This is a genomic window from Aliidiomarina soli, assembly GCF_003986975.1.
In the GTDB taxonomy this organism is placed as follows: Bacteria; Pseudomonadota; Gammaproteobacteria; order Enterobacterales; family Alteromonadaceae; genus Aliidiomarina; species Aliidiomarina soli.
The window spans coordinates 416451-437568 of the sequence record NZ_PIPO01000001.1 but is presented as its reverse complement, the minus strand read 5'-3'; the positions used below and the strand labels follow the sequence as shown (position 1 = coordinate 437568).

27 protein-coding genes are annotated in these 21118 nt (G+C 48.2%); 3 read left to right on the top strand and 24 right to left on the bottom strand.

Annotation, left to right across the window (positions count from 1 at the left end; genetic code table 11):
* Positions 1-127 precede the first annotated feature (127 nt).
* The 3 genes from CWE14_RS02120 to CWE14_RS02110 all read right to left on the bottom strand — a co-directional run bounded on the left by CWE14_RS02120 (position 128) and on the right by CWE14_RS02110 (position 2856).
* Complete coding sequence (locus tag CWE14_RS02120; RefSeq protein ID WP_126797853.1) at positions 128-475, bottom strand: hypothetical protein; 348 nt, start codon at positions 473-475, stop codon at positions 128-130.
* A 53-nt stretch (positions 476-528) separates the two neighbouring features.
* Positions 529-996, bottom strand: a complete 468-nt coding sequence (gene ybaK / locus CWE14_RS02115; protein ID WP_126797852.1) for a Cys-tRNA(Pro) deacylase — start codon at positions 994-996, stop codon at positions 529-531.
* Between the two features lie 519 nt (positions 997-1515).
* On the bottom strand, positions 1516-2856 hold the full coding sequence (locus tag CWE14_RS02110) for an MFS transporter (protein ID WP_241972295.1): 1341 nt from the start codon (positions 2854-2856) through the stop codon (positions 1516-1518).
* Positions 2857-2877: 21 nt separating this feature from the next.
* Between CWE14_RS02110 and CWE14_RS02105 the strand changes: the two genes are divergently transcribed.
* Complete coding sequence (locus CWE14_RS02105; RefSeq protein ID WP_126797851.1) at positions 2878-3774, top strand: LysR family transcriptional regulator; 897 nt, start codon at positions 2878-2880, stop codon at positions 3772-3774.
* A 70-nt stretch (positions 3775-3844) separates the two neighbouring features.
* Here CWE14_RS02105 and CWE14_RS02100 read toward each other — a convergent pair whose 3' ends face one another.
* The 16 genes from CWE14_RS02100 to CWE14_RS02025 form a co-directional block, all read right to left on the bottom strand.
* Complete coding sequence (locus tag CWE14_RS02100) at positions 3845-4288, bottom strand: hypothetical protein (protein ID WP_126797850.1); 444 nt, start codon at positions 4286-4288, stop codon at positions 3845-3847.
* Between the two features lie 42 nt (positions 4289-4330).
* Positions 4331-5578 (bottom strand): hypothetical protein, encoded by a 1248-nt coding sequence (locus CWE14_RS02095; protein ID WP_126797849.1) that lies wholly within the window; start codon positions 5576-5578, stop codon positions 4331-4333.
* A gap of 148 nt (positions 5579-5726) precedes the next feature.
* Entirely contained in the window at positions 5727-6293 is a 567-nt protein-coding gene (locus tag CWE14_RS02090) for a hypothetical protein (protein ID WP_126797848.1), read from the bottom strand.
* 33 nt (positions 6294-6326) lie between these two features.
* Positions 6327-6692 carry a hypothetical protein gene (locus CWE14_RS02085; protein ID WP_126797847.1) on the bottom strand — a complete coding sequence of 122 codons (366 nt, stop codon included), beginning with the start codon at positions 6690-6692 and terminating at the stop codon, positions 6327-6329.
* A 56-nt stretch (positions 6693-6748) separates the two neighbouring features.
* Complete coding sequence (locus CWE14_RS02080; protein WP_126797846.1) at positions 6749-7195, bottom strand: hypothetical protein; 447 nt, start codon at positions 7193-7195, stop codon at positions 6749-6751.
* A complete protein-coding gene (locus CWE14_RS02075) occupies positions 7192-8649 on the bottom strand; it encodes a DUF6892 domain-containing protein (protein ID WP_126797845.1) in 1458 nt (485 codons plus the stop codon). Before CWE14_RS02075 ends, CWE14_RS02080 begins: the two co-directional genes overlap by 4 nt.
* A 169-nt stretch (positions 8650-8818) precedes the next feature.
* Positions 8819-9259, bottom strand: coding sequence for a glutathione S-transferase family protein (locus CWE14_RS02070; RefSeq protein ID WP_198676516.1), 441 nt, complete (start codon positions 9257-9259; stop codon positions 8819-8821).
* Between the two features lie 130 nt (positions 9260-9389).
* Positions 9390-9800, bottom strand: coding sequence for a VOC family protein (locus CWE14_RS02065; protein WP_126797843.1), 411 nt, complete (start codon positions 9798-9800; stop codon positions 9390-9392).
* A gap of 127 nt (positions 9801-9927) precedes the next feature.
* Positions 9928-10458: a DinB family protein gene (locus tag CWE14_RS02060; protein WP_126797842.1), complete on the bottom strand. Its 531-nt coding sequence runs from the start codon at positions 10456-10458 to the stop codon at positions 9928-9930.
* Positions 10459-10479: 21 nt separating this feature from the next.
* A complete protein-coding gene (locus CWE14_RS02055; protein WP_126797841.1) occupies positions 10480-10899 on the bottom strand; it encodes a VOC family protein in 420 nt (139 codons plus the stop codon).
* A gap of 160 nt (positions 10900-11059) precedes the next feature.
* Complete coding sequence (locus CWE14_RS02050) at positions 11060-11554, bottom strand: GNAT family N-acetyltransferase (RefSeq protein ID WP_126797840.1); 495 nt, start codon at positions 11552-11554, stop codon at positions 11060-11062.
* A 73-nt stretch (positions 11555-11627) separates the two neighbouring features.
* On the bottom strand, positions 11628-12047 hold the full coding sequence (locus tag CWE14_RS02045) for a YciI family protein (RefSeq protein ID WP_126797839.1): 420 nt from the start codon (positions 12045-12047) through the stop codon (positions 11628-11630).
* 38 nt (positions 12048-12085) lie between these two features.
* A complete protein-coding gene (locus CWE14_RS02040) occupies positions 12086-12442 on the bottom strand; it encodes a VOC family protein (protein ID WP_126797838.1) in 357 nt (118 codons plus the stop codon).
* A 45-nt stretch (positions 12443-12487) separates the two neighbouring features.
* Positions 12488-13252 (bottom strand): type I methionyl aminopeptidase, encoded by a 765-nt coding sequence (map, locus tag CWE14_RS02035; protein WP_420837089.1) that lies wholly within the window; start codon positions 13250-13252, stop codon positions 12488-12490.
* 1 nt (position 13253) lies between these two features.
* Positions 13254-13460 carry a ParD-like family protein gene (locus CWE14_RS02030; protein WP_126788094.1) on the bottom strand — a complete coding sequence of 69 codons (207 nt, stop codon included), beginning with the start codon at positions 13458-13460 and terminating at the stop codon, positions 13254-13256.
* A gap of 97 nt (positions 13461-13557) precedes the next feature.
* Positions 13558-13947 carry a RidA family protein gene (locus tag CWE14_RS02025; protein WP_126797836.1) on the bottom strand — a complete coding sequence of 130 codons (390 nt, stop codon included), beginning with the start codon at positions 13945-13947 and terminating at the stop codon, positions 13558-13560.
* Between the two features lie 162 nt (positions 13948-14109).
* Between CWE14_RS02025 and CWE14_RS02020 the strand changes: the two genes are divergently transcribed.
* On the top strand, positions 14110-14697 hold the full coding sequence (locus tag CWE14_RS02020) for a TetR/AcrR family transcriptional regulator (RefSeq protein ID WP_126797835.1): 588 nt from the start codon (positions 14110-14112) through the stop codon (positions 14695-14697).
* Here CWE14_RS02020 and CWE14_RS02015 read toward each other — a convergent pair.
* From CWE14_RS02015 to CWE14_RS02000, 4 genes are all read right to left on the bottom strand, one after another.
* Complete coding sequence (locus CWE14_RS02015; protein ID WP_126797834.1) at positions 14694-16235, bottom strand: EAL domain-containing protein; 1542 nt, start codon at positions 16233-16235, stop codon at positions 14694-14696. The two genes, CWE14_RS02020 and CWE14_RS02015, sit on opposite strands and share 4 nt — an antisense overlap.
* A 160-nt stretch (positions 16236-16395) precedes the next feature.
* Positions 16396-16833 carry an energy transducer TonB gene (locus CWE14_RS02010; RefSeq protein WP_126797833.1) on the bottom strand — a complete coding sequence of 146 codons (438 nt, stop codon included), beginning with the start codon at positions 16831-16833 and terminating at the stop codon, positions 16396-16398.
* A gap of 90 nt (positions 16834-16923) precedes the next feature.
* A complete protein-coding gene (locus CWE14_RS02005) occupies positions 16924-17475 on the bottom strand; it encodes a YdeI/OmpD-associated family protein (protein ID WP_126797832.1) in 552 nt (183 codons plus the stop codon).
* 24 nt (positions 17476-17499) lie between these two features.
* The gene (locus CWE14_RS02000; RefSeq protein WP_126797831.1) at positions 17500-18252 is read right to left on the bottom strand and encodes a glutaredoxin; all 753 of its coding nucleotides are present in this window, start codon (positions 18250-18252) and stop codon (positions 17500-17502) included.
* 75 nt (positions 18253-18327) lie between these two features.
* Here CWE14_RS02000 and CWE14_RS01995 point away from each other — a divergent pair, with 75 nt between their 5' ends.
* Entirely contained in the window at positions 18328-18717 is a 390-nt protein-coding gene (locus tag CWE14_RS01995; RefSeq protein WP_198676515.1) for a MerR family transcriptional regulator, read from the top strand.
* Here the strand turns inward: CWE14_RS01995 and CWE14_RS01990 are convergent.
* Positions 18686-20956: an EAL domain-containing protein gene (locus CWE14_RS01990; RefSeq protein ID WP_126797829.1), complete on the bottom strand. Its 2271-nt coding sequence runs from the start codon at positions 20954-20956 to the stop codon at positions 18686-18688. The genes CWE14_RS01995 and CWE14_RS01990 overlap by 32 nt on opposite strands.
* Positions 20957-21118: the final 162 nt, after the last annotated feature.

The following is a 21118-nucleotide window of genomic DNA, read 5'->3' as shown; positions in this document are numbered from 1 at the left end:
CACTGTCAGCAGCACTGACTAACCACAAGGTTGCCAGTGCGCTTGTAAAATGCGCAGATAATTTTTTGGGGTTTTGATAATAGGCCTTAAAGCTCTTTAGTGTGAAAATCCCCGAAAAGTATAAAGGTCATACGTGATTTAATTTCCTGCGCCGTAACAGGTTACCTGCGATCACGCCCACCAGCACCAACACCGCCGAACCATATGCTGCAATCATGTAGGCGCTACCCTGTTCACGCATAATTGCTGGCCCGACGTCCGCTTGGGTCAGCAAATCATAGGCGCCATAAAAACACAGACCAGCAAGCGGCCAGGCGAACAAGTTCGCCCATGTCGACCAGCGTACAGCTAAGCCCAGGCACACCGCCAGCACCAGGCCTGTTACCCACAGATTCTGCTGCGAAGGCATTTTGTCTGACACCTCAGCGAATACTGGGAAAGGTAACAGTAGTAGCAAGGTAAGGCTTCTGAGCATGTTCTTCCTTAAATAATTCAATGACCCAGCGCAACTGACTGACCCAATGAAGTTTACTGACACAGTTCCGCGAACTTCCCATTTAACAGCGTTTTTAAGTCGCTCGGGCTCAGCTCCAGATCGACCCCTCGGCGACCGGCGCTAACAAAGATTGAAGTATGGCGATCCGCCGATATATCAATGACCGTTCTCAGGCGTTTCTTTTGACCTAGTGGGCTGACCCCGCCCAGAACATATCCTGTCGAGCGTTCTACATCCGACTTGGTAGCCATCAGGGCACGTTTCGCGCCAAGCGCTTTTGCCGCATGTTTGAGACTAAGTCTGGATAGCACGGGAATAATGGCGACCGCCAATTCTCTGTCATCTAGAGACACCACCAGGGTTTTAAATACCTGCTCTGCAGGCGCACCCAGTTTCTCTGCCGCTTCGGCACCATAAGACGACACCGACGCATCATGAACGTACTCATGCACTGTGTGCCCTATTTGATGCTTTTTAGCTATATTAATTGCAGGAGTCATTATTGTGCGCTCACCTAAAATCCAATGTCATTTGCAGCTCTAAAAATACCGACTTACAAAGCTAAGACCTGGAAGTTAAACGGCGGTAACCCAAGCCCGTCAGCAGCAACACCGCAAACATCTGCAGGAACATATCGAGCTCGATGAGTCGGTATGCTCCTTCCCCATCACTGCTCATAAGCCAATGCATTAGCGGTATCGGACCGAAGACACCTTGATACATCCAAGCGCGCCACCACAGTATACTTACGCCATACGCAAGTAGCGCTATCAGCAGTATGAATAAGGTGTGCTTTAATTTAGTCATGTATCCGAAGACCCATCTTTCAAGCGCTTTAAATCGAGATCAACAAGGTGCGGACTGTTCATAATAATACTTAAAATTCCAGTTAAAGCTTATGATGCACTTTACTTGATGACCTTAGGCATTTGGACTTCTTTAGTGTTTTTATACAATTCAAGTTTTACGATACAAACCCAGAAAGTAATAACAGAATAAAAAGCTCGTTGTATCCAATGTTATAATGCTGGAAAACCATACCGCCGCGCACTCCATATCGCCAGTAGTGCTGCTATGAGTAGCATTAACAGAGCAGGCGAAAACGCCCCAGGACCAATGCTATCCAATAATATACCACCGACAATACCACCCCCTGCAATAGCTAAATTCCATGCTGTAACCAGCATAGACTGAGCTACATCAGCCGCCCCTCCAGCGGCCTTGGCGAGAGCAGTTTGAAACAGCGTCGCAGCCCCACCAAATGAGAGTCCCCACGCACTAATAGCGCCATAGATAGCGAGGGGCATATCACTAGCGATGCCAAGCACTAGTGCTGCTGCCCCGAACAATACGGTACTACCAAGTGTTAGCGCACGAAGATGGCGATCGACCAACATACCGATGATCCAGATACCAAACATCGCGGTGACCCCAAAAACAAGTAAAGCGAAGTCAGTTCGCTCGGACATATTGGCGTTACGAAGAAACGGAGCAATATAGGTGTAGAGAATGTTGTGTGCTAGCACAAAAGTCAGCACGACGAATAATACCGAGCGAATACCGGGCAGAATGAATACCTGTTTAAGTGAAAACCGCTTTCCCACGGCCTGCCCTGGGAAATCTGGCACGTTCACCCGAACCCACACAATAAGAATCAGTGCTAGTACGCTCATGATTCCGAAACAAGCGCGCCACCCCACCAACGTACCGATAAATGTCCCCGCAGGAACCCCCAGAGAAAGCGCCAACGGTGTCCCCACCATTGCAATAGCGATAGCACGTCCCTTGAGATGTTCAGGTACCATGCGAGCAGCGTATCCTGCTAATAGTGCCCACAACAGGCCTGCGGATACGCCTGCCAGAAAACGCACAACTATCGTCAATATATAATTCGTAGAAAAAGTCGTGACCGTATTAGCAATGGCAAAGCCTACTATTGCTACCAATAGCAATGGTCGTCGCCTTACACCTTGTGTGATCGCCATTAACGGAATAGCAGCGACCAAAGATCCGATAGCGTATACAGTAACAAGTTGCCCCGCAAGCGATTGAGAAACACCCAGCCCTTCTCCAATTTGAGGAAGAAGGCCAGCAGGTAAAGCCTCCGTCAGAATTGTGACAAAACCGGCTAATGCCAGTGCCAGCAATGCAGTAATAGGTAGTCGATTCGATTGCTCAAACTCGTCGTTGTCTCCGCTTAAAATACTCGTTTCATTTGTGTTCATCATTATTAAGTCCGCTTGAAGCGCCGGCGCCGCTTTATTCAGTAGCCCCCGCCAACGCTGATGAGAGTAGAGGGCAACTTTAGGTTTATTGAAGACACAAGACAAGAATGCTAAATTTCCAAACATATCGGACATAAATTCTTTAATTGGAAGAATATGAGTGTACTAAGCGGTATTGCATTTTTTGTGCAGGCCGCTGAGACTCGCAGCTTCTCCGAAGCTGCCCGCAATCTCGGCGTGTCCTCATCGGCGGTAGGGAAAAGTGTCGCAAGGTTAGAAGCTAACCTGGGAGTTCGTTTGCTGCATCGAAGTACACGCAGTATCACCTTGACCGCGGAAGGAGAATTATTTCTTGAACGCGGTCGCCGTATATTATGCGAAGTGGAAGCGGCTGAGTTGGAGTTGTCAGAGGTCCATAAAGAACCTAAGGGAAAACTACGTGTAAGCCTGCCGCTGGTCAATAGGTTAGTTATGCCGGCGCTTACCGCATTTATGCATCGTTATCCCTTGATTGAACTGGATGTAGACTTCTCTGATCGTATGGTGGATGTCATTGAAGAAGGTTTCGATGCCGTTATCCGTACGGGAGAACCAACGGATTCGAGACTAATGTCTCGCGTGCTTGGGAAATACAGCTTAGTCTTAGTGGCATCACCAAATTATGTAAAGCAGCAAGGTCATCCGCAAACCCCGGCCGACTTGGTTAATCACGCTTGTTTACAACACAAGTTCCCGAATACAGGCAAATATGAAGTCTGGCCATTAAAGGACGTTGACACGAAGAATCATCCTGCGACAAATGCGGCTATGGTATGCAATACATCTGAAGCATTGTTCGACGTTGCCCTAGCGGGTTTAGGTATCGCTTGCTTGCCGGACTTTATGGTACGCAACGCTGTAGCCAAAGGGGAGTTAATCACTATCTTAGATAATTATATCGAGCATGAAGGCGCTTTTCGTATGCTATGGCCTTCGAGCAAGTATCTGGCTCCTAAGCTACGAGTATTTATTGATTTAATGGCTGAAGACCTGTTCAAACTCACTGAAAGTTAAAATTTTTTTATGTCGTGTTGGAGCTATGCGTTTAACCTGTAGTTTCCGAATCGATGATTTCAGCGCCTGGTTAAGCTACCTGATAAGCCGCAGTGGTCACAAAACTAAACCGCTCATTTTCGGCGACCATTTCGTTCTCAAAATCAATCAACAGATCGCCTGACACCTTAAACTCATTGCTTTGAATATGCTCTAGTTCGAGTCTTTCAACCTCGCACCTGTTGTGTGCATTACCAAGGTAGACAGAAGCCTCAGCATCCGGGTAATAGTCGTGGCTCAGGTTTAGGCCGCCAAGCTCGCCTGGAGCAGACAGCTTCAGCAGGTAATGATCGAAAAGCAACACCGTGTCTACTGGCTGCTCTTCGTAATCGAGTCCTGAATCGAACAACTGCAATGGAATCATCAGCCGATGAATGCGAGCTTCCCGTGCCCGAGTGTGCGGACTTTGAGCGGCGTAGCACTCAATCACTCCGGGCAGGGCCTTAGTTTTTGCTTGCAGGTTAATCCTGTCCATACATGACCTGTTATTTGTTGTTTTAGCGAGCAAACTACAGCCCTACTCTGAGCCTGTGATATTCGCCATCACGTCAACCGGATGCAAATTATCCGGTTGCAACAAGCTATTAAGTTGGGTGGATAGCAAGGCGCTCAAGTGTCGCGAAGCGACACTCATAAATGTTGTCTCAGAAGCCTGTTCGCCTCCAGTTACCGCCGCATCGTAAGCATTCCACAGCGAGAATATGTCCTCACCCTGCGCGACAAGATCGTTATGCATCGCATTAAACAGTACCAGACCGCAGCTGTACATCAGGCGAGAATTTTGTTTTAGCGTCTGATCAAAGCTGATGCCCTCGGTAAGGCCGTTAACGCATGCAACTTGTGCATTTTCTATCGCACTCGGCCGCGCCGTTTTATGTAATGCTTTATCATTCAGTGCAAGCTCAGCAAACAGTTCAGCAGAGCCTTCGTGTAACCAGGCGGCGTCACTGCTAAATGTGTGAGGCTGCTGAAAGATATGCGCGGCTTCATGAGCGAAAAACCACAGCGTTTGATTTACTGCCGACTCATCAACCCACCCGTACCAGTGCATAAAAACCTGGTTTGGCAACACCCCGCCCTGATGACCATACCGTCCGTCGCTGGTTGGGCTATACGAAGCAAATAATTGAGGCATGCTTTCCGGCGCCGCTAAGTGTTCAGCGTAAAAACGCATAAACTCAGGTAGCGCGCTGTCCATTAGCTCGCGTAACGATGGCGGCAACCCTTCGTCGATAATGCTGACAAATTCGCCCTGATAACGCTGCTCTGCAGGCCCCACATAGATATTGTGACCACTATTGCTGTCTGTCCATTGCGCTTCGCCCTGATAAATCTGCCCCTGCACAATGATAGTGTTCGTTATAGGCGCTTCAACCCGCATCGGCCATTGATTCTGAGTAGTATCGCAGTGCCCGGCACAGACAAAGAAACGACCTGAATACACCAACAAACCACCATCACTGAACGGCGAGAATGGCGCGTACTCCTTGTCGAGCGTGATATAGGTTGCAGTAAGCTCAGCCTCCACTTGCGTGAACGGCGCACCGTCATCGCGGCGGATCATTTCCTTACCATCTTCATATGCGATGGCAAACTGCTCAGGTAACTGCCATCGTTGCGCCCGACTGTTATCGGGGCTGCGTTTAAATTGCAGCTGCGAAATAGGTTCAGCACTCTGGTACTCTACGCTCCAGCGCCCGTCTTCAGACTTACTCAGCGTGGTACTTATTGTATTAGCCAAAGTCTGCGGCATAGTTAGTGACATAGTTAAGAACGTCAAAACAACAATAAATAAGCAATGGACTTTCATGGCGGTGCTCATTGTAAAGGCAGATTTCAATAAATTAGCAAATCGCAGCGCCGATGGCATTCACCAGCAAGCAGAACCCAGAGGTAGATTGTAAGCATCTGTGTCACGTCAGTTTCGCTAACTCGGCTTGTAGAAAATCTTTCACCTGTGGTAACCGGCTACTGCCCTCAAAAAAATAGGGAGTCAACGTGGCCTCATCCATTCTTTTATCAAACCGGGTTACGCGGCTATTCTCCCACAGGCTGGCATGCACACTTGAGCGACCCGGTGAACCGTCTTTTTTAGCATTAAAACCGGTAAAGCTTATGTAATCCAAATCAGGGTACGCTGACGCTTTGACCGCATACAGCTTAGTGCCATCCACCTCGACAAGCTCACCTAATTCAAACCCCGCAAGATTCGCAACTGCACGCCAATGCTCGACCAATGCCGGTCTAATCTCAAAGTTAAGATGCTTTAACCATGTGTGAAGCACTTCAAGGTCGGGTATAGTTTTGTAACTTGCCTGGGTGATGCTGAGATAGTGTTCAACGAACTGCGATGTCAGTCGATCATAGGCATATTCAGCCCGGCTCAGTACATTGATTTGATTTTTCAGCTGAAAGAATTCACCCATATGGCCCTCGCGAAGTACACCCGCCCAGGCTATATGCTCTGCTGGTGACACCATCAACATCGCCTTCAGTTGTTCGCGTCTGACTCATCATTTCGAGCTTTGCACCAGCGCTCTCATGTCTGCTACAACATGGTTAGCTATGAACGCAAATACGTCATCGTGTATTGCCCTGACGATATTCCAGCTTGATTTTGAATCGCCCTCTGCGAACAATGAACGAAAGCAGATAACCCGGTCAGTAATTTTGCTATCGACTATTTCCAGGCCTGCAAAATCGGCAGTATCCTCGCGTTTAGCAAATACATACACCTTGCCATTACCACTCCCGTCTGGCTCCACCCCTTTCGTTATATACTCGTATTGAGACTCCCTATTCAGCAACCTCCAGGGGTAAAAGTCATACATACCTTGGTTGACAAAATAGCTAGCCGAATCTGGCAAGTAGTCGCGCATGTAATTTCTCTCCTTTTTTCTCTCACCGTTTTAATAGAGCCGTTTGACTGTAAATCTTAAAAGCTCTTAGCGCGTCGCTGATTCAAAAAATAAAACGTAGTAAGGGTGACCGTTGCAGATCCGATTAATATGTTTGCAAGCGCTATCAAATCGTACTCTGGAAACATCAGTGCAAATAATGATGGGCCGACCCCGGCAAGTACAAATATCACGGTTTTTTGGGTGCTAAGCCGAGTATTTTTCTCTGCCAATGACAAATAGAGGGGAATCAGATAAGCAACCACAACAACGAAAGCGACAAAAAATGGATAAAAACCGGTGTAAAAGCCCGCCAGAAACATCTCCAGCAAATCGATGCCGCGAGCTCCCGATACCAGCGCAATCAATGCAGAAAACACCATATAAACAGGGAAGACGGTTGCAGCACTTAAAAAAGCGATGGACAGATATTTACCAACCCCAAACTGGGTTCTTGGGCCAGGTTCATGGTTCGCTTTACTCATCGCTGTCGCACAATACCTTTGCTGTGGATAAGATCTGACCATGTGTTTAGCAAGTGCTCATCAAATCCTTCAATCTCGCGGATGTTCTCTAACTTAGCTAAATCAGCTAGCGACGACGCCGCAAAGCGGTCGTCTTCGCCATCCCAGAAAGGCACCAACTGATGATAGATGTCTCTTGCAGGGTCATAGCTTAACTGCGTGATTTCAGCCAGCAGATGTTCTGGGATCTGCAGGCCTTTCATGTAACTCAGTGCTTCAGGTATGGTCTCGTAGCCGTTTGTCGAGATTACGCTGTGGTCGTAGTTCTTAGCGAATTCTCGTAGATTAAATGCAGGTGCCAGGGATTTCTTCCGGTACATCAGCTCATCGATTACCATCAATTTGATATTGAGATCTTCAAATTGATTTTCACCTCCGCTCGGCAGCTTAAATGCGGGGCCTCGGTCAGTATCAAGTAACGCCGACAAGGCACGAATAGACTCGCCATCAGCGTCGGCTACAAGCAGCTTCGCAAGCTTGGTTGTACTTTTGGAACGGGCCAATGATTTAGCGACTGACTCCGGCCCGTGCCAATCGATACTAAACAAACACCGCACTGCATAGTCTTTCTGTAACACGCTCCACTGGCTAATTTTTGGCTCTACATGCGCAACAACCTGCTTCAGCATCCGCTCAGGCATGTCTTCGTCATTTAATAATTCATTAAAAAGCGGCCATACCATGCCCGGATGGTTATCATCAGGCGTCGCGCGTATAAATACATCAATAAGATACGCTGCAATTTCAGGATAATTACCTGAACGTCGTAAGACCGCCAGAATCAGTCCATTGCCAAAACGCATATCTTTCTCAACGCACTCTAACACCCATGTTTCATAGGCAGAATGACAGGTATGTGAGTGATAGAAGTAAGTGGTTAAGAATGCTTCCATTAGATAATAGCCAGGCTGGGAACCTGAGTTATCGATAATCAGATCATCAACAGAATAAGAGGCTGTTAATTTTTGATAAACACCGGCTAAAGCATCTTGAGACTGCTCGAATACCCGCACCAGTTCGTGCGGCGTTCGCTTACTGCCGTCTCTTTGATTGAATAAAAGAATCCACTGATACGCTGCCTGGCACTCTTTATGCTGTGCATAATCTACACTCTGTAGCCTGTTCAGCCACTCGTTGGCAATAAACTCCGCGCTCATCGCAGACTCTGACAGCTTCAAAAAATACTTCCCTATCGCTGTTATCACCTGACTAGCCTTCTTATCCGCCAGGTCGACATTTGCTGCCAGGGAAAATAACTGCAGCGCTATTGAGTGTTTTGCTGGTGTATCGTAAGCGGTAAGATTTCCGGTCAACTTCTCGAGGGCATTTAACGTTTTTTTGCTTCCGGACTTAATTGCAAAATTTAAATCCTTATCAGGCCCTTCTGTTACTCCTGTAAATTTATTGAATTCCATATATTACCTGTCAAAAATAGCCATAGTGAAAACTCATAAAAGCCTCTGCGGCACACTGAAAGCAAACAATCTACCACCCTCGACATACTTTAAGGGGTCAGTGAAGGTGTGTATATGCTAACGATTTTAAAGCGAGATTTGATAGGTTTTTCATAGTCTTTACAACCACCTACCGCTGCACAACCTTTCTTTCATCAATACGTTCAAAGGTCAGTCGGGCATGGTCCCCTTTCCCTACATAGGCATGAAACTGGAATTTTAAATCCGCGGCTGCATAAAACGCCAGCTGGTCTGCGTGAGCTTTAGTAAAGGCGGGGCGAGCAGTCGCTCGCGCAATGTATTCACGGCTCGCACTGTGTTGCTCTAATCCATTGAATCGATCAACCAGACGCAGCGCGTCGACCATGACAATATCAGCCACTGAAAAGTCGTCGGCCAGCCATTCACGCTTAGCCAATTCCTTCTCCATGTGGTGCAGTCGACTTTGCAGAAAGTTATCCAGGATTTTACGACCGGGTGTAGCTTCATGGTCGTCTGAAAACATAAAAAACGACCAGGGTACCGTTGCCATTTCGACAGAGTTGAGTCCGGCGAATAACCATTCGATCACCTTATTACGACCTAGCGGCTCACGAGGCATTAAAGCCGTACTTCGCTCCGCCAGATACAACAGGATGGCACCCAGTCAAAGGTAGTAATAACAAATTCAGACACGTTGCTTCTCCTTTTAGCCGATCTTTCTAACCACGTTCAGGAATCCCGGTCGGATCCATCCACATAGCTTCCCAGACATGACCATCTGGATCCGCCAGGCTGTGGCTGTACATCCAACCATAATCCTGAGGGGGATTAATGTCTTTTGTGCCACCATTTTCAGCAGCCAGGTTGTTCATCGTATCAACAGCTTCGCGGCTATCACACGACAAGGCAAGTAACACTTCGCTCGAGGTAGCAGGTGGAATAGGACGGTCAGTGAAGGTCCGCCATTTAGCATGGGTCAGTAACATAACATTGAGCGTCTCACTCAAAACCATGCAGGCGGCAGTGTCATCGGTAAAGTCGGGGTTATTCTCGAAGCCGATAGCTTTGTAGAAATTCATCGACACGGCGAGATCTGTTACAGGCAGATTCACAAAAATCATTCGGGACATGGGGGGATTTCTCCGTAATCTTGAAAAGCAGACAGCCGCATACGCTGTCTCTCTTTAGTCGAACAAACGGAGCTGACTTCGACAGTGTCGGAAAAATTATCTACGTAGCTATAAAGCGCCTTTCACATTACTTAACGTAAGCAAAGTAATCAGTGATACCTGAGTCGCAACCAAGTTGGTTCAGCAGCGTGGTGATTTGGCCACGATGATGGGTTTGGTGATTAAACATATGGATAGCAGCCAACCATGCAGGATGTTCGCGCTGTTGCCCCTTTGAATTGCTATAGCGCATGGTTTGCGCAAGCAATTCGTCTGACAACTCCTCAACCCATTGCGTAATGACCTGGTCAGTAGCCTGTCGCTGAACGAGAAATTCGGAGAAGTCACTGCACAGTTCCTGCCTCAATGATGAGAATTCATGAACCAGCGCCGCGCCACTCAGCGACGACATCTGCGGAAAGGCGATAGCAAAACGCCCCAGCCAAATCCTGTCCGCCAGCAAAATATGATTCAGTGTACTGTGAATAGAGCCAAAGAACGCACCCATGTCCCGTTTGCGTTGCTCATCGCTAAGCTTTTCAATTTGCCCCAACAACGACTGATTGAACTCGCGATTGTATGTCGCGAACCCGCGAAACTGTTCTTGATGCGCCCCCATTCAACCTCCTCCCCCGAGTATCTAAATCCTTTTCGCCATTGGATGATCGGGATTCAGTTGCAATAAATCCCAACGATTTCCATATAAATCCTCAAATACAGCTACTGTGCCATACTCCATACTTTTCGGTTCACGAATGAATTTGATATCAACGGATTTCATGTATTCATAATCTCGCCAAAAGTCATCAGTACTGAGAAATAGGAATACTCGTCCGCCCGTCTGGTTACCCACCACGTCACGCTGCTGTGGCTTTGACGCCTTTGCGAGAAGCAAAGTCGCCCCATGTGAATTCGGCGGAGCAACTACCACCCAGCGTTTATCTTCTTCAGGTTGATAACTATCTTCAATAAGCTCAAATTTCAGCTTATTCACATAAAAATCTATCGCTTCGTCGTAGTCTTTTACTACTAACGCAATATGAACGATGTTCTGTTTCATTTATCTTCCTGTTAAAAGACCTCAATAGGTACAACGCCTGTGCGCACGACTACGGAATCGTGGTATTTTACGCCAGAGCCATTGGGGAGGCGTAACTGCCGCCGCATAAGGGTTATATTTTATGATTGAAGTTACTGAATTAGTTTTATGACAGCAAGTTCTAAGGCTGAGTTTGTTCCCGGTTGAGTCGATACAAGCGCACCGAGCGGCCGTAAAACTCAAGGACTTCGAATGCGCTGAAGCCGGCTTTCTGAGCGACTTTTAATGACGCCACATGCTCGGGCTCGATGATGACCACGACCGACTTGCAGAGTTTATGCGTGAATACATAGTTCAGCACGCCTTCGGCGGCCTCGGTCGCCAGCCCTTTGTTCCAGTACGCTGCGGCCAGCCGGTAACCAAGGTTCATTTCTTCAACACCCGCGACCATTTCCGGTGAAACACCACAGAAACCAATCAGCGTGGCATCTTCTTTATCGATGAGCGCCCAGGGCCCGACGCCATAGGCTTCGTAGCATGCCATACACCATTGAATGAATCCTCGGGTCGCGGTCTCATCACAGACACCGCCAATCGAGTGTTTCATTACTTCGGGATCATTGAGGATCGCAGTCAATTCGGGAACGTCTGCTAGCGTTAGCGGCCGTATCAGCATTCTTTGCGTTTCACAAATCAAGCGCCTTTTCCTCACTCAAGGTTCCGCTCTTGCAACGCGGTGACCAGGCTAGTTACAACCTACCACCGGGCACATACCAGGTTTTCACCACAACACTAAACCGCCCAGCCTGCACTGCAGGATCGCTATTTGCGATTCGCTCTGCGTCTTCCAGCGACTCTGCGCGCAACAACGTTAGCCCGCTAATGCCGTCGCTCGCGTCAGCAAAGCCTCCAGCGGCGACAGCGGTGCCTGAATGCTGCAATCCAAGTTGGTACTGAATGTGCTGATGCATAATTGCCTGAGTGACGGCCGGGTCAGTGTCGTCCGCATGGTTAGGTCCTTGTTTTACGACCACTGCATAGAATGTATCCCAGTTGGTGGGCATGTCATAAATGGTTTCACCGTCACCCTGTGTATGTTCATCCTGCGCGTTCGATGCGGCAGTAAAAACTAACAGTGCGCTAACGAATAGTAGTAGTTGTCGATACATTGTTTCGCCCTGGTTTCAATCGTACTGTGGTAACCAGCTTACGCAGGTTCAGACCACACCGCATATTCATTGCCATTTGGATCGGCAAAATGAAAGCGCTGGCCGCCAGGGAAATCATAGGTATTCTGCACAATGATGCCGCCTGCCGATTTCACCCGCTCCTGGGCTTGGTCAAGATCGGTACTGTACAGCACCACTAATACGCTGCCGTTTTCTGTCGTTGCGACATTATCTGATTTATAAAACCCACCATCGAGCCCGGCACCCTGAATTGCCACATAGTCCGGGCCGTAATCAACAAACGACCAGTCAAACGCAGCACTGAAAAACCGCTTAGTAGCTTCAATATCCCGCGACGGCAATTCCACGTAGTTTATTTTTCCGCTCTCTTTCATACCGTTCTCTCTCAATAATTTGTCCACTAGTCGACTGCTATTCGTTCAGATACGTTCCTCATCACGCAACGTCAGTACTTCAAAGCCGTTGGCGGTGACCGCGATGGTGTGCTCCCATTGAGCAGACAACTTTTTGTCACTGGTAACGACCGTCCAGCCGTCTCTTTTGGTTTTAATTTTAGCCTTTCCCTGGTTGATCATCGGTTCAATAGTGAAGGTCATGCCTTCGCGCAACTCCAGCCCTTTGCCCTTCTCACCGTAATGCAGCACCTGGGGGTCTTCATGCATTTCCCGGCCAATGCCATGACCGCAATATTCACGCACTACCGAGTAGCCGTTTCTGGTCGCGTATTGCTGAATAGCGTAGCCCACATCACCCAGGGTTGCACCAGGCTTCACCACCCGGATGCCTTCCCACATGGCGGCGTAGGTTTTGTCGACCAGGCGTTTGGCTAAGGGGCTAACATCACCAATCAGGTACATTTTGCTCGAATCAGCGATAAAACCGCCTTTTTCCAGCGTAATATCGACATTGACAATATCGCCGGATTTCAGTTTTTGGGTGGTGGCCGGGACCCCGTGGCAAACTACCTGATTCACTGATGTATTCAGTACATACTGGTAGCCATACTGCCCTTTACTGGCTGGCCGGGCGTTCAGCTCATCAACGATATAGCGTTCAGCCCAGTCGTTGATTTGCATGGTGGAAACACCAGTTTCAATTTTATCGTCCAGATACGCAAAAACTAACGCTAGCAAGCGTCCGGATTCGCGCATGAGCTGCAGTTCACTCTCACTTTTCAGGGTCATGTTATCCACCGGCAACCGCCTTTATTTCAACATCAGCATGCTTCAATTGCTCACTCATGATTTGGCTAAACGACTTCGACGGATTGGCCTCCGCCAGCATACCAACCTTGATCCAGAATTCGGCCTGGGCGTTGATTGAACGCACCATAACCGAACTCGATTTTCTGATTTCCTCATGCAGCTCGTCACTGATTTTAACGATACCCATATTCATCCTCTGTTATACGATCTATATATGAAGCGTATAACAACAAACACCAGTCCGCAATAGCTCGTCGAGCTGGCGTTACCAGGGCAAATATGGGTTACGGAATACGGGCAATAACTTTTATTTCAAAGTCAAAACCAGCTAACCAATTTACCCCGATTGCGGTCCAGTTGGGGTACGGCGCTTCGGGGAATACGTTTTGTTTGACTTGCATAATGGTCTCGAACTGATTCTCTGGATCGGTATGAAACGTCGTCACATCGACAATATCGTCCAGTGTGCAGCCCGCTGCTGCCAGTGTTGCCTGCAGGTTTTCAAAAGCCAGTTCAACCTGGCGCGAAAATTCCGGCTCAGGGCTGCCGTCTTCACGACTGCCAACCTGCCCCGAGACAAACAGAAGGTCGCCGGATCGAATAGCAGCCGAATAGCCATGCTCCTGATAGAGTGCATGTCTGTTGGCCGGGAAAATAGCTTCACGTTGTTGCATAACTCAGTCCTCATTTTGGTGAACATTGGATAATTGAAGTGTCGCTTCTGCTATACCCTATTGCGATATTGCAGTAATATACGACACGTATGTAGAATGAAGTTATACGCCGCGTATGTCAATATTTTATACGCGGCGTATATGAAATATAGGGAGAGACAAGTGAGTAAACGAGCCAAAAGCATGGCAGAGAACCGTGCGAAACTTATTTCGGCAGCGCGTAAAGCCTTTGCGGAAAAAGGCTATGCGGCCTCATCAATGGACGAGCTAACTGCCGCGGCAGGCTTAACGCGAGGCGCGTTGTATCACAACTTTGGGGATAAACGCGGGCTTCTCGCTGCGGTGGTCGACCAAATTGATACCGAAATGGCTCTGCGGGCGAAAGAATCAGGAGCTCAGACTGAAGACCTTTGGCAGGGGTTACTTGCAGAAGGTATAGCCTACATACGCATGGCACTGGATCCTGAAATACAGCGTATTGTATTACTCGACGGGCCTGCAGTTCTTGGCGACCCATCGCAATGGCCCAGCCAGAACAGCTGCCTTGAGGTGACCAGACAAACGGTCGAGCAGCTTATTTCTCAGGGTGTTCTGAAGCCGGTTGATACAGAAGCCGCCGCCAGACTGCTTAGCGGTGCGGCACTCAATGCGGCGCTGTGGATTGCTGCCAGTGGCACACCAGAAGAGGTTACCCCTAAAGCGGTTGAAGCATTTCAACTAATGGCATCCGGCTTATTGAAGGACCCTTAAGATCTATTCAACTCATTGTATTTAAGAACCTTAAGCAATGAATTTATAGACAGCGACTTATAGAAATACCAGCCCTGAACATGAGCAGAGGAAAAGTACTGCAAAATGACATCAAGCTCACCCTGGGTTTCTACCCCTTCGAAGGTCACTTGCCTCCGCAGGCTTGAAACCATTTCTATGATAGAAAACACCATTTTTTCTTTAAACTTATCGTTCAGGGCTTGAGTAAAGACCCGGTCAATTTTTATGTCATCGAATGCTATTTCGGTTAACCAGACAAGGTTAGCAACCCCGGTACCGAAATCATCCAACGAAATACGAAAGCCGTACTTCCTGGCTTGCTTAGAAAATTTTGAAAGCGTATCCAGTGGCACTGATATTTCTTCCGTCATTTCAATTTTAATCTGTCTCGTAGCGAGCCCCGAACTTTCGACTTTATTCTTCAGAAATAACAGGAAATTCTCGTCGAGAACCTCAAAACTAGTGACATTGAGGGAAACGAAGAACTCTTTATTTTGCTTTAACACAGGTGTCATTTCTGCAATAGATACCGCTGCTATGTGATAAGTAAGATCCTTATAGATGCCAAGCTTATCGGCGATACTGATAAATAGTTCCGGCGATACACTGCCATAGACCGGATCTCTCCATCGCACCAGGCTCTCGACGCCGATAATTCTGCGCGTGTCTGCCTGCAAAATAGGTTGGTATTCGACTTTAATCAGCTTGCGATGAATGGCACGACGAAACCTAAACTCCATTGAGTTTTGCTTATATAGATACGACTGCACGGCGTACGCAACGACGAAGCTAAAGGCGAGGCTGATAATAAATAAGAGCAGAATAACCGCAGCGCTAAAGTAAAAGACCCCTCCTCTGTTACTTTCTGTATAGACACAGTAGCCGAAACGTTGACTGCAACGTGTTGTAACGACTTTAAATAAGCCTAGGCTGGCTGAGGCGCTAAGGGGCGTATCCGACTCTTCTGACTGATAGTTTAAAAAGTTATGCTGCCGGTTTGCCATTTCTATCGAGTAAGAAAAGCCGTGGTCCTTTGTCACGAAGTGCTGAAATGAGAAGTCAACGGTGAACGCCACAACATCCCGAAATCGACTGATATCGAAACTCTGAGGAATGGGAAAAATAGATTCAGCCTGAGAATAGAGCTGGAATTCAGATGCCACCTGATAATACGTATCCGGCAATGCGGCAGGTGGATTAAAAATCCCCCAATTTGCTGTGCATCTAACTTGATTGCTGGCAACAATACCTAAATCGTAAACATACAGGTATTGATTAGCAATTTTTCTGAGTTGATCAATATTCTCGTCCGTGCAATCAGCAATCTCGTTCTCTTTCGCACTTCTGATCGCTTGCATTAGCTGCGACGAGACAAGTTCAGCATGTGATAAAAGCTCTTGAGAAAACTCATCCTGAACGTTTCGCTGATATAGTTTTGTCAACGCGTGGACAGCGAACATCAGAATTATGAACATGACTAATCCGCTGGCTTTCGCCCAAAATCCGTTTATCTTCACTGAACAGCCTCACCTGGTCGAGCAGACAACAGCTTTCATGCTGTACTTAGCGTACAAGGTCCGTGAGAATAACTCTCTTCAAAATGGACGCATGATGCCTACCCGATAGATATCGGCATACTTAAGCAAACCTTTATGTAAGGCAGATAATCCCTATCCGTTATTCGTCCTGGCAGGCAGCTTCAGCAGCTTCCTTATTGCGAACCCCTTCCAGGGTATAGTCGAATTTGAGTGTGGTTCGTACGGCCTGGTTAGCCTGATTGCTAGCGGCTGGCGCCCATTGCCATTGCTCTAATGCGTTTGGTCCGGACTTATTGAATACCCTGTCGGGGAAGGATCTGATGACTTCAATTTGGTCTGCACGTCCTTGCGGCGTAATAACAAATGACATTTCTACACAGCCAGCCCGTCCTCTACGTACGGCATCCATTGGATAGACCGGGGCAACTCGCTTGGCAACAATCCAGTACTGAGATTCTTCTGCATCCGTTACATCCAGCACCTCATAGTCCACCGACTGGTCTGAGGGTTGCGACGTACAGGCTGCAATAAACACGACTGATGCGGTCAGGTATATACACTTTGGGAGTTTGTTCACTTCACGTTCCTTGTAAGAGTTGGTTTAAAATAGACTAACACCAGTATTGTACATAAAGTAAACTTTTCAACTACCTGGTGCTCAACCACCCTACTCCGCTGCTTTGGGCGCGCTCAGCGCTTTGCTGTAATAACCTGAGGGGTCAAAACAGCAAACCCGTCGTTTACCAGAGGCTAGCATGTCACAGGCATCCGCAATCCGTTTTGCCCGCGTTTTTGCTTGCTTCGCTGTGACAATCCAGTGGATCCAGTCAACCCGGGCGATAGTGGTGGTATCTTCCCACACAGCCCGGGCCTCTGGCGCAGCGGCCAGTGCCTGCTGAAAGTCTGCTGGAAGAGCAGGCTCTGGCTCTTTCTCAACTCCAATGATGGTAAAGTTTACCTGGTCACCGACCCCGACACTGGCCGCTTCAAGCTGGTCTTTGCTGATCGGCAACCAATGGCTCAGCTGACCATCAGGCTCAAGGGTGGCCTCAAAGTCATAGCCATTCATGCTCACGTCCACGCTGGTACGGCCCCACCTTGGCAAGGCCGCACTCGCGCTATTTGGTAACACAATGAACGCACTGAGGTCATCTGGGCCTGATTTCAAAGGCCGCAGAATAGTCGTCTCAAACTGAGAGTGCGTGTTGTTTTTTGCCATTGTGCTTCTCCCGGGGCGCCATGATTAAAACCAACCATGGGCGTACCACATCCATAACGCCATACCGATCATCATCAGGTTTTCGGTCAGCGAAACGAAACCAAGCGGAACATTGTTGGCGCCGCCAACGCAGGCGCACTTAAGTTCACGTTTATCCACGTACACGGCTTTAAATACCGACACTGCACCCACGGTACCAATAAAGAGCGCCAGCGGGATCGACAGCCAGTTCAGCAAACCGCCCACCATCAGCACACCTGCCAGGCCTTCAGCATAGGGGTAAACATACCCATAGGGGACCCAACGCCGCGCCACCAGGTCATAGTTGAGAAACATGGTGGAAAAACTTTCCACGTCCTGCAGTTTTAGTAGCGCCAGCACCACCATCGACAACGCAATAAACCACTCCACTGCCTGCACCGACAGCCAGCTTCCATTTACGCCCATATTCAAAGCCAGCGCGGTTAATGCGGTCATCGCGAACAAGGCTGCTACTGGCCGGTAGCTGGTCGCATCGGGATCGCGTACAGGCTTTCCGAGGTGCTTACGAACCTCCTCGTAACCACCGATACGTTGATCGCCGATAAACACCTGAGGCGTGGTTTTTACGTCGTGCTTTGCCTTAAATTCATCAATTTCCTCCCGCGAGTTCAGATGATGATCGTCCACCTCATACCCAGCCTGATGCAAAAGATGCAGCGTTTTACGGCCGTACGGGCATTGATGCTTGCTTGTCATCATGCGATATAGCGTCGCGTGTTTGGTATTTGTTGTCATGGAACATTTCCTCTGCTTGCTAATGTTAACGAGAAGCTTAAACTACGTACTATGGTACGGAGTCAAGAGGTTGTTATGCTTACTATTGGAAAGTTAGCATTAAATGCAGGTGTAGGGGTGGAAACCCTGCGATTTTACCAACGTGAAGGGTTGCTGCAGGTGCCTGAAACCAAAGGTAAGGTACGCCAGTACGACGGGACACACCTGCGCCGCATTACTTTTATTAAAAGCGCCCAGGCAGCCGGTTTTACCCTGAAAGAAATCAAACAGTTATTAACAATGGATGCCTCACAGGATCACAGTAAAGCGCGTCAGTTGGCGCTGCAGCGTCTCACGGCTATTGATGAGCAACTAGCTCAGCTACAAACCGCGCGCTCCGCCCTGGAAAAACTCGCTCACGAGTGCGAACACAGCCGCAATCAGCCCTGCCCCATTATTGAGTCATTCGTTGCGGCGGCGCACTAGTGTCGGTATTCGTGGTCGCACGCGCGATCCAATGTTCAACGGGGGCTGGCTTACCAAAGTAGAAGCCCTGAAAACGAGTGAAGCCCATTTGCAGTAACAAAGCGAGCTGAGCTTTTGTCTCAACCCCTTCGGCAATGGCTTCCATATCAAGCGAGTTGGCCAGCTCAAGTGTCATTTTGACAATTTTGCGGTGACGCTCTGAAGTTTCAATACGCTCCACGAAATCTCGATCTACTTTAAGAACCGACGCTGACAAATCAATGAGCTGTGCTAGCGACGCATGGCCGGTTCCAAAATCATCAATAATAATAGTAGCGCCTACATTGGCCAGCGAGGTCAGCCGTTTTTTGGTTTCATCAAGACTGGATAAGACCGAGGTCTCGGTGAGTTCGAGTTTTAGCATATTGCGCAGCAGCGCACTTTCCGAATAGCGCCGCAGCAGCTTTTCATAAAACAGATCGTCGAGTAGCTCTGGCCCGGCGAGGTTCACTGACAATGGCACTGCAGGCAGCTCAGCCGGCCAGTTTTCCAGTAACGAAATGGTTTTTTCGAGCATCTTCTGACTAAATAAAACGTACCATTTGTGTTTCTCTACCTGAGGCAAAAACTGGTGTGGCTTGAGCGTCTGGCTTTGATTTGGCTCTTCGAGGCGGGCCAGCACCTCGAATCCGGTCATGCTTTGGTTCTGGTCCACCTGTGGCTGTAACCAAAGCGCCAGATGCCCCTCATCCAACAGCTGCTTAACGCGGTCCTTTCTCCGCGTGTCCTGACGTATCAATTTGACGATGGTCGAATCATAGCGGGCGAATGGCTGGTCAATACTAGTCTGGCTCAATGCAATAGCGCAGGCCTCGGCCAATAATGCTGCCGCATTAAAACCCGCCGCCGTGCAATAGCCTGCTCTCCACTGTAAATTAAACATCAGTCTGGCTTCACCGTTACGTTGCAGTGCGGTTAACGGCAAATGTTTATCCAGCCAACGCGAAATGTCGTCGATATGACATTGGTCCTGATCCACGCTAAGCAGAAACTTTGCGCCAGGGAAGCGATACAGGTTCACCGCGGAGGGCAGCTGATTTTGCAGCAAGGCGGCGACATCGGCCAACACCTCGTCACCACGGGAAAATCCATATTGCAAGTTAATGTCTTTCAGGTTGGCAAGCTTTAGCAGAACAACCGAATGCTTCCGGGTTTTATTTTGCGCAAACTGGTGGCTCCAGAAATGATGATTCTTTAGATCGGTCGTTGCGTCAGAATAGTGTTGATTGAAATGTTGTCGTCGTAATTCGCCGATTCGTCGGTCGGTTTCCGCGGTGTGGGTGATGTCAAAACAATGGATTAACTGCTTTTTATGATGAATCAGGCTTGCCGGTTGAATTTTATACATAATGTGACTGTCCGAGCGCAGCCTGGCATCAATTGTCTCACCGACGACCAGCGGCTTACTCAGGGTGAAAAGCTGATCAATATACTCACATTCTGTCGGCGCTTGCTGGATTAAATCACGGCCACTTTTATTAGCCTGCAGGATACGTCCTTGCTGGTCGCAAAAAAAAGAAGGTATGCCGCCATTATTAAAAATCTCCTGATACTGCTTAACCAGTTGCCCCAGTTTCCTGCTTTGTTCGCGGTTAAGTGACGATTGCTTCTGCAGCGACGCAAGCACGCGTATAACAGCAACAGGCAGACAAAAATTAAAGAATAAAAATACCAGAGAACTTAGATAAACATGAGTGCCAGGCAAGGTAATATCAATACCAAACAAGGGCGCCACAGATTCGTTTCTAAGCAGCACAAAATACGGAATAATATTAAACAGCATACCCGCCACAGCGGCTTTGTTGCCGTAAAAAAGACGCAGTATAATGGGCAAGGTGAAGAAAAGTAACAGGCCGTAACGAGCGGATGACAGCTCGATGGTGAAAAACAATATGGAGCAGCCAGCTAAGATAATGGTCAGCGTTAATGACGTTGAGGCAAGCGCTATTCGTGATTTACCCAGAGCCAAAGTCATCCACAGCACGGCGGAAAAACCGAATGTTATGACTAAAACATAATAAAGACTTTGGGTGTACGCGGCATACGAGGAATGAACAATAATAGCAAAGGTAAGTACCACGCCGCTCAGCAAAATTAATCGGAGAACGCTTAGTTTCCAGGTATCTTCATCAGGCGTTAGAAGATGATGCTGTTCAATTAACAGATACTCTTTAATCGCCCTGATCATGCGTTTCAGCAAGAGACAACTTCCTGTTTTATTATTCTTTTTTAGCGCAAAATGAGTTTACGCTCAGTTGTTAGTGCATAACTATGCACGCTATACCAGAAATAAGAAGTTGTCGAGCAAATGCTGAATTCCCACCAATCACTGCAAACTGCTGCTCAGTCTTGATCCTAAACA

Bases quoted from the DNA above. Each gene is read 5' to 3' on its own strand.
- CWE14_RS02040 (WP_126797838.1), bottom strand. From the start codon at position 12,442: ATGAAAGAGAGCGGAAAAATAAACTACGTGGAATTGCCGTCGCGGGAT.
- CWE14_RS02060 (WP_126797842.1), bottom strand. From the start codon at position 10,458: ATGGGGGCGCATCAAGAACAGTTTCGCGGGTTCGCGACATACAATCGC.
- CWE14_RS02045 (WP_126797839.1), bottom strand. From the start codon at position 12,047: ATGTATCGACAACTACTACTATTCGTTAGCGCACTGTTAGTTTTTACT.
- CWE14_RS02005 (WP_126797832.1), bottom strand. From the start codon at position 17,475: ATGGCAAAAAACAACACGCACTCTCAGTTTGAGACGACTATTCTGCGG.
- ybaK (WP_126797852.1), bottom strand. From the start codon at position 996: ATGACTCCTGCAATTAATATAGCTAAAAAGCATCAAATAGGGCACACA.
- CWE14_RS02055 (WP_126797841.1), bottom strand. From the start codon at position 10,899: ATGAAACAGAACATCGTTCATATTGCGTTAGTAGTAAAAGACTACGAC.
- CWE14_RS02095 (WP_126797849.1), bottom strand. From the start codon at position 5,578: ATGTCACTAACTATGCCGCAGACTTTGGCTAATACAATAAGTACCACG.
- CWE14_RS02065 (WP_126797843.1), bottom strand. From the start codon at position 9,800: ATGTCCCGAATGATTTTTGTGAATCTGCCTGTAACAGATCTCGCCGTG.
- CWE14_RS02030 (WP_126788094.1), bottom strand. From the start codon at position 13,460: ATGGGTATCGTTAAAATCAGTGACGAGCTGCATGAGGAAATCAGAAAA.
- CWE14_RS02075 (WP_126797845.1), bottom strand. From the start codon at position 8,649: ATGGAATTCAATAAATTTACAGGAGTAACAGAAGGGCCTGATAAGGAT.
- CWE14_RS02120 (WP_126797853.1), bottom strand. From the start codon at position 475: ATGCTCAGAAGCCTTACCTTGCTACTACTGTTACCTTTCCCAGTATTC.
- CWE14_RS02090 (WP_126797848.1), bottom strand. From the start codon at position 6,293: ATGGTGTCACCAGCAGAGCATATAGCCTGGGCGGGTGTACTTCGCGAG.
- map (WP_420837089.1), bottom strand. From the start codon at position 13,252: ATGACCCTGAAAAGTGAGAGTGAACTGCAGCTCATGCGCGAATCCGGA.
- CWE14_RS02085 (WP_126797847.1), bottom strand. From the start codon at position 6,692: ATGCGCGACTACTTGCCAGATTCGGCTAGCTATTTTGTCAACCAAGGT.
- CWE14_RS02025 (WP_126797836.1), bottom strand. From the start codon at position 13,947: ATGCAACAACGTGAAGCTATTTTCCCGGCCAACAGACATGCACTCTAT.
- CWE14_RS02050 (WP_126797840.1), bottom strand. From the start codon at position 11,554: ATGCTGATACGGCCGCTAACGCTAGCAGACGTTCCCGAATTGACTGCG.
- CWE14_RS01995 (WP_198676515.1), top strand. From the start codon at position 18,328: ATGCTTACTATTGGAAAGTTAGCATTAAATGCAGGTGTAGGGGTGGAA.
- CWE14_RS02080 (WP_126797846.1), bottom strand. From the start codon at position 7,195: ATGAGTAAAGCGAACCATGAACCTGGCCCAAGAACCCAGTTTGGGGTT.
- CWE14_RS02110 (WP_241972295.1), bottom strand. From the start codon at position 2,856: ATGTCCGATATGTTTGGAAATTTAGCATTCTTGTCTTGTGTCTTCAAT.
- CWE14_RS02105 (WP_126797851.1), top strand. From the start codon at position 2,878: ATGAGTGTACTAAGCGGTATTGCATTTTTTGTGCAGGCCGCTGAGACT.
- CWE14_RS02000 (WP_126797831.1), bottom strand. From the start codon at position 18,252: ATGACAACAAATACCAAACACGCGACGCTATATCGCATGATGACAAGC.
- CWE14_RS02100 (WP_126797850.1), bottom strand. From the start codon at position 4,288: ATGGACAGGATTAACCTGCAAGCAAAAACTAAGGCCCTGCCCGGAGTG.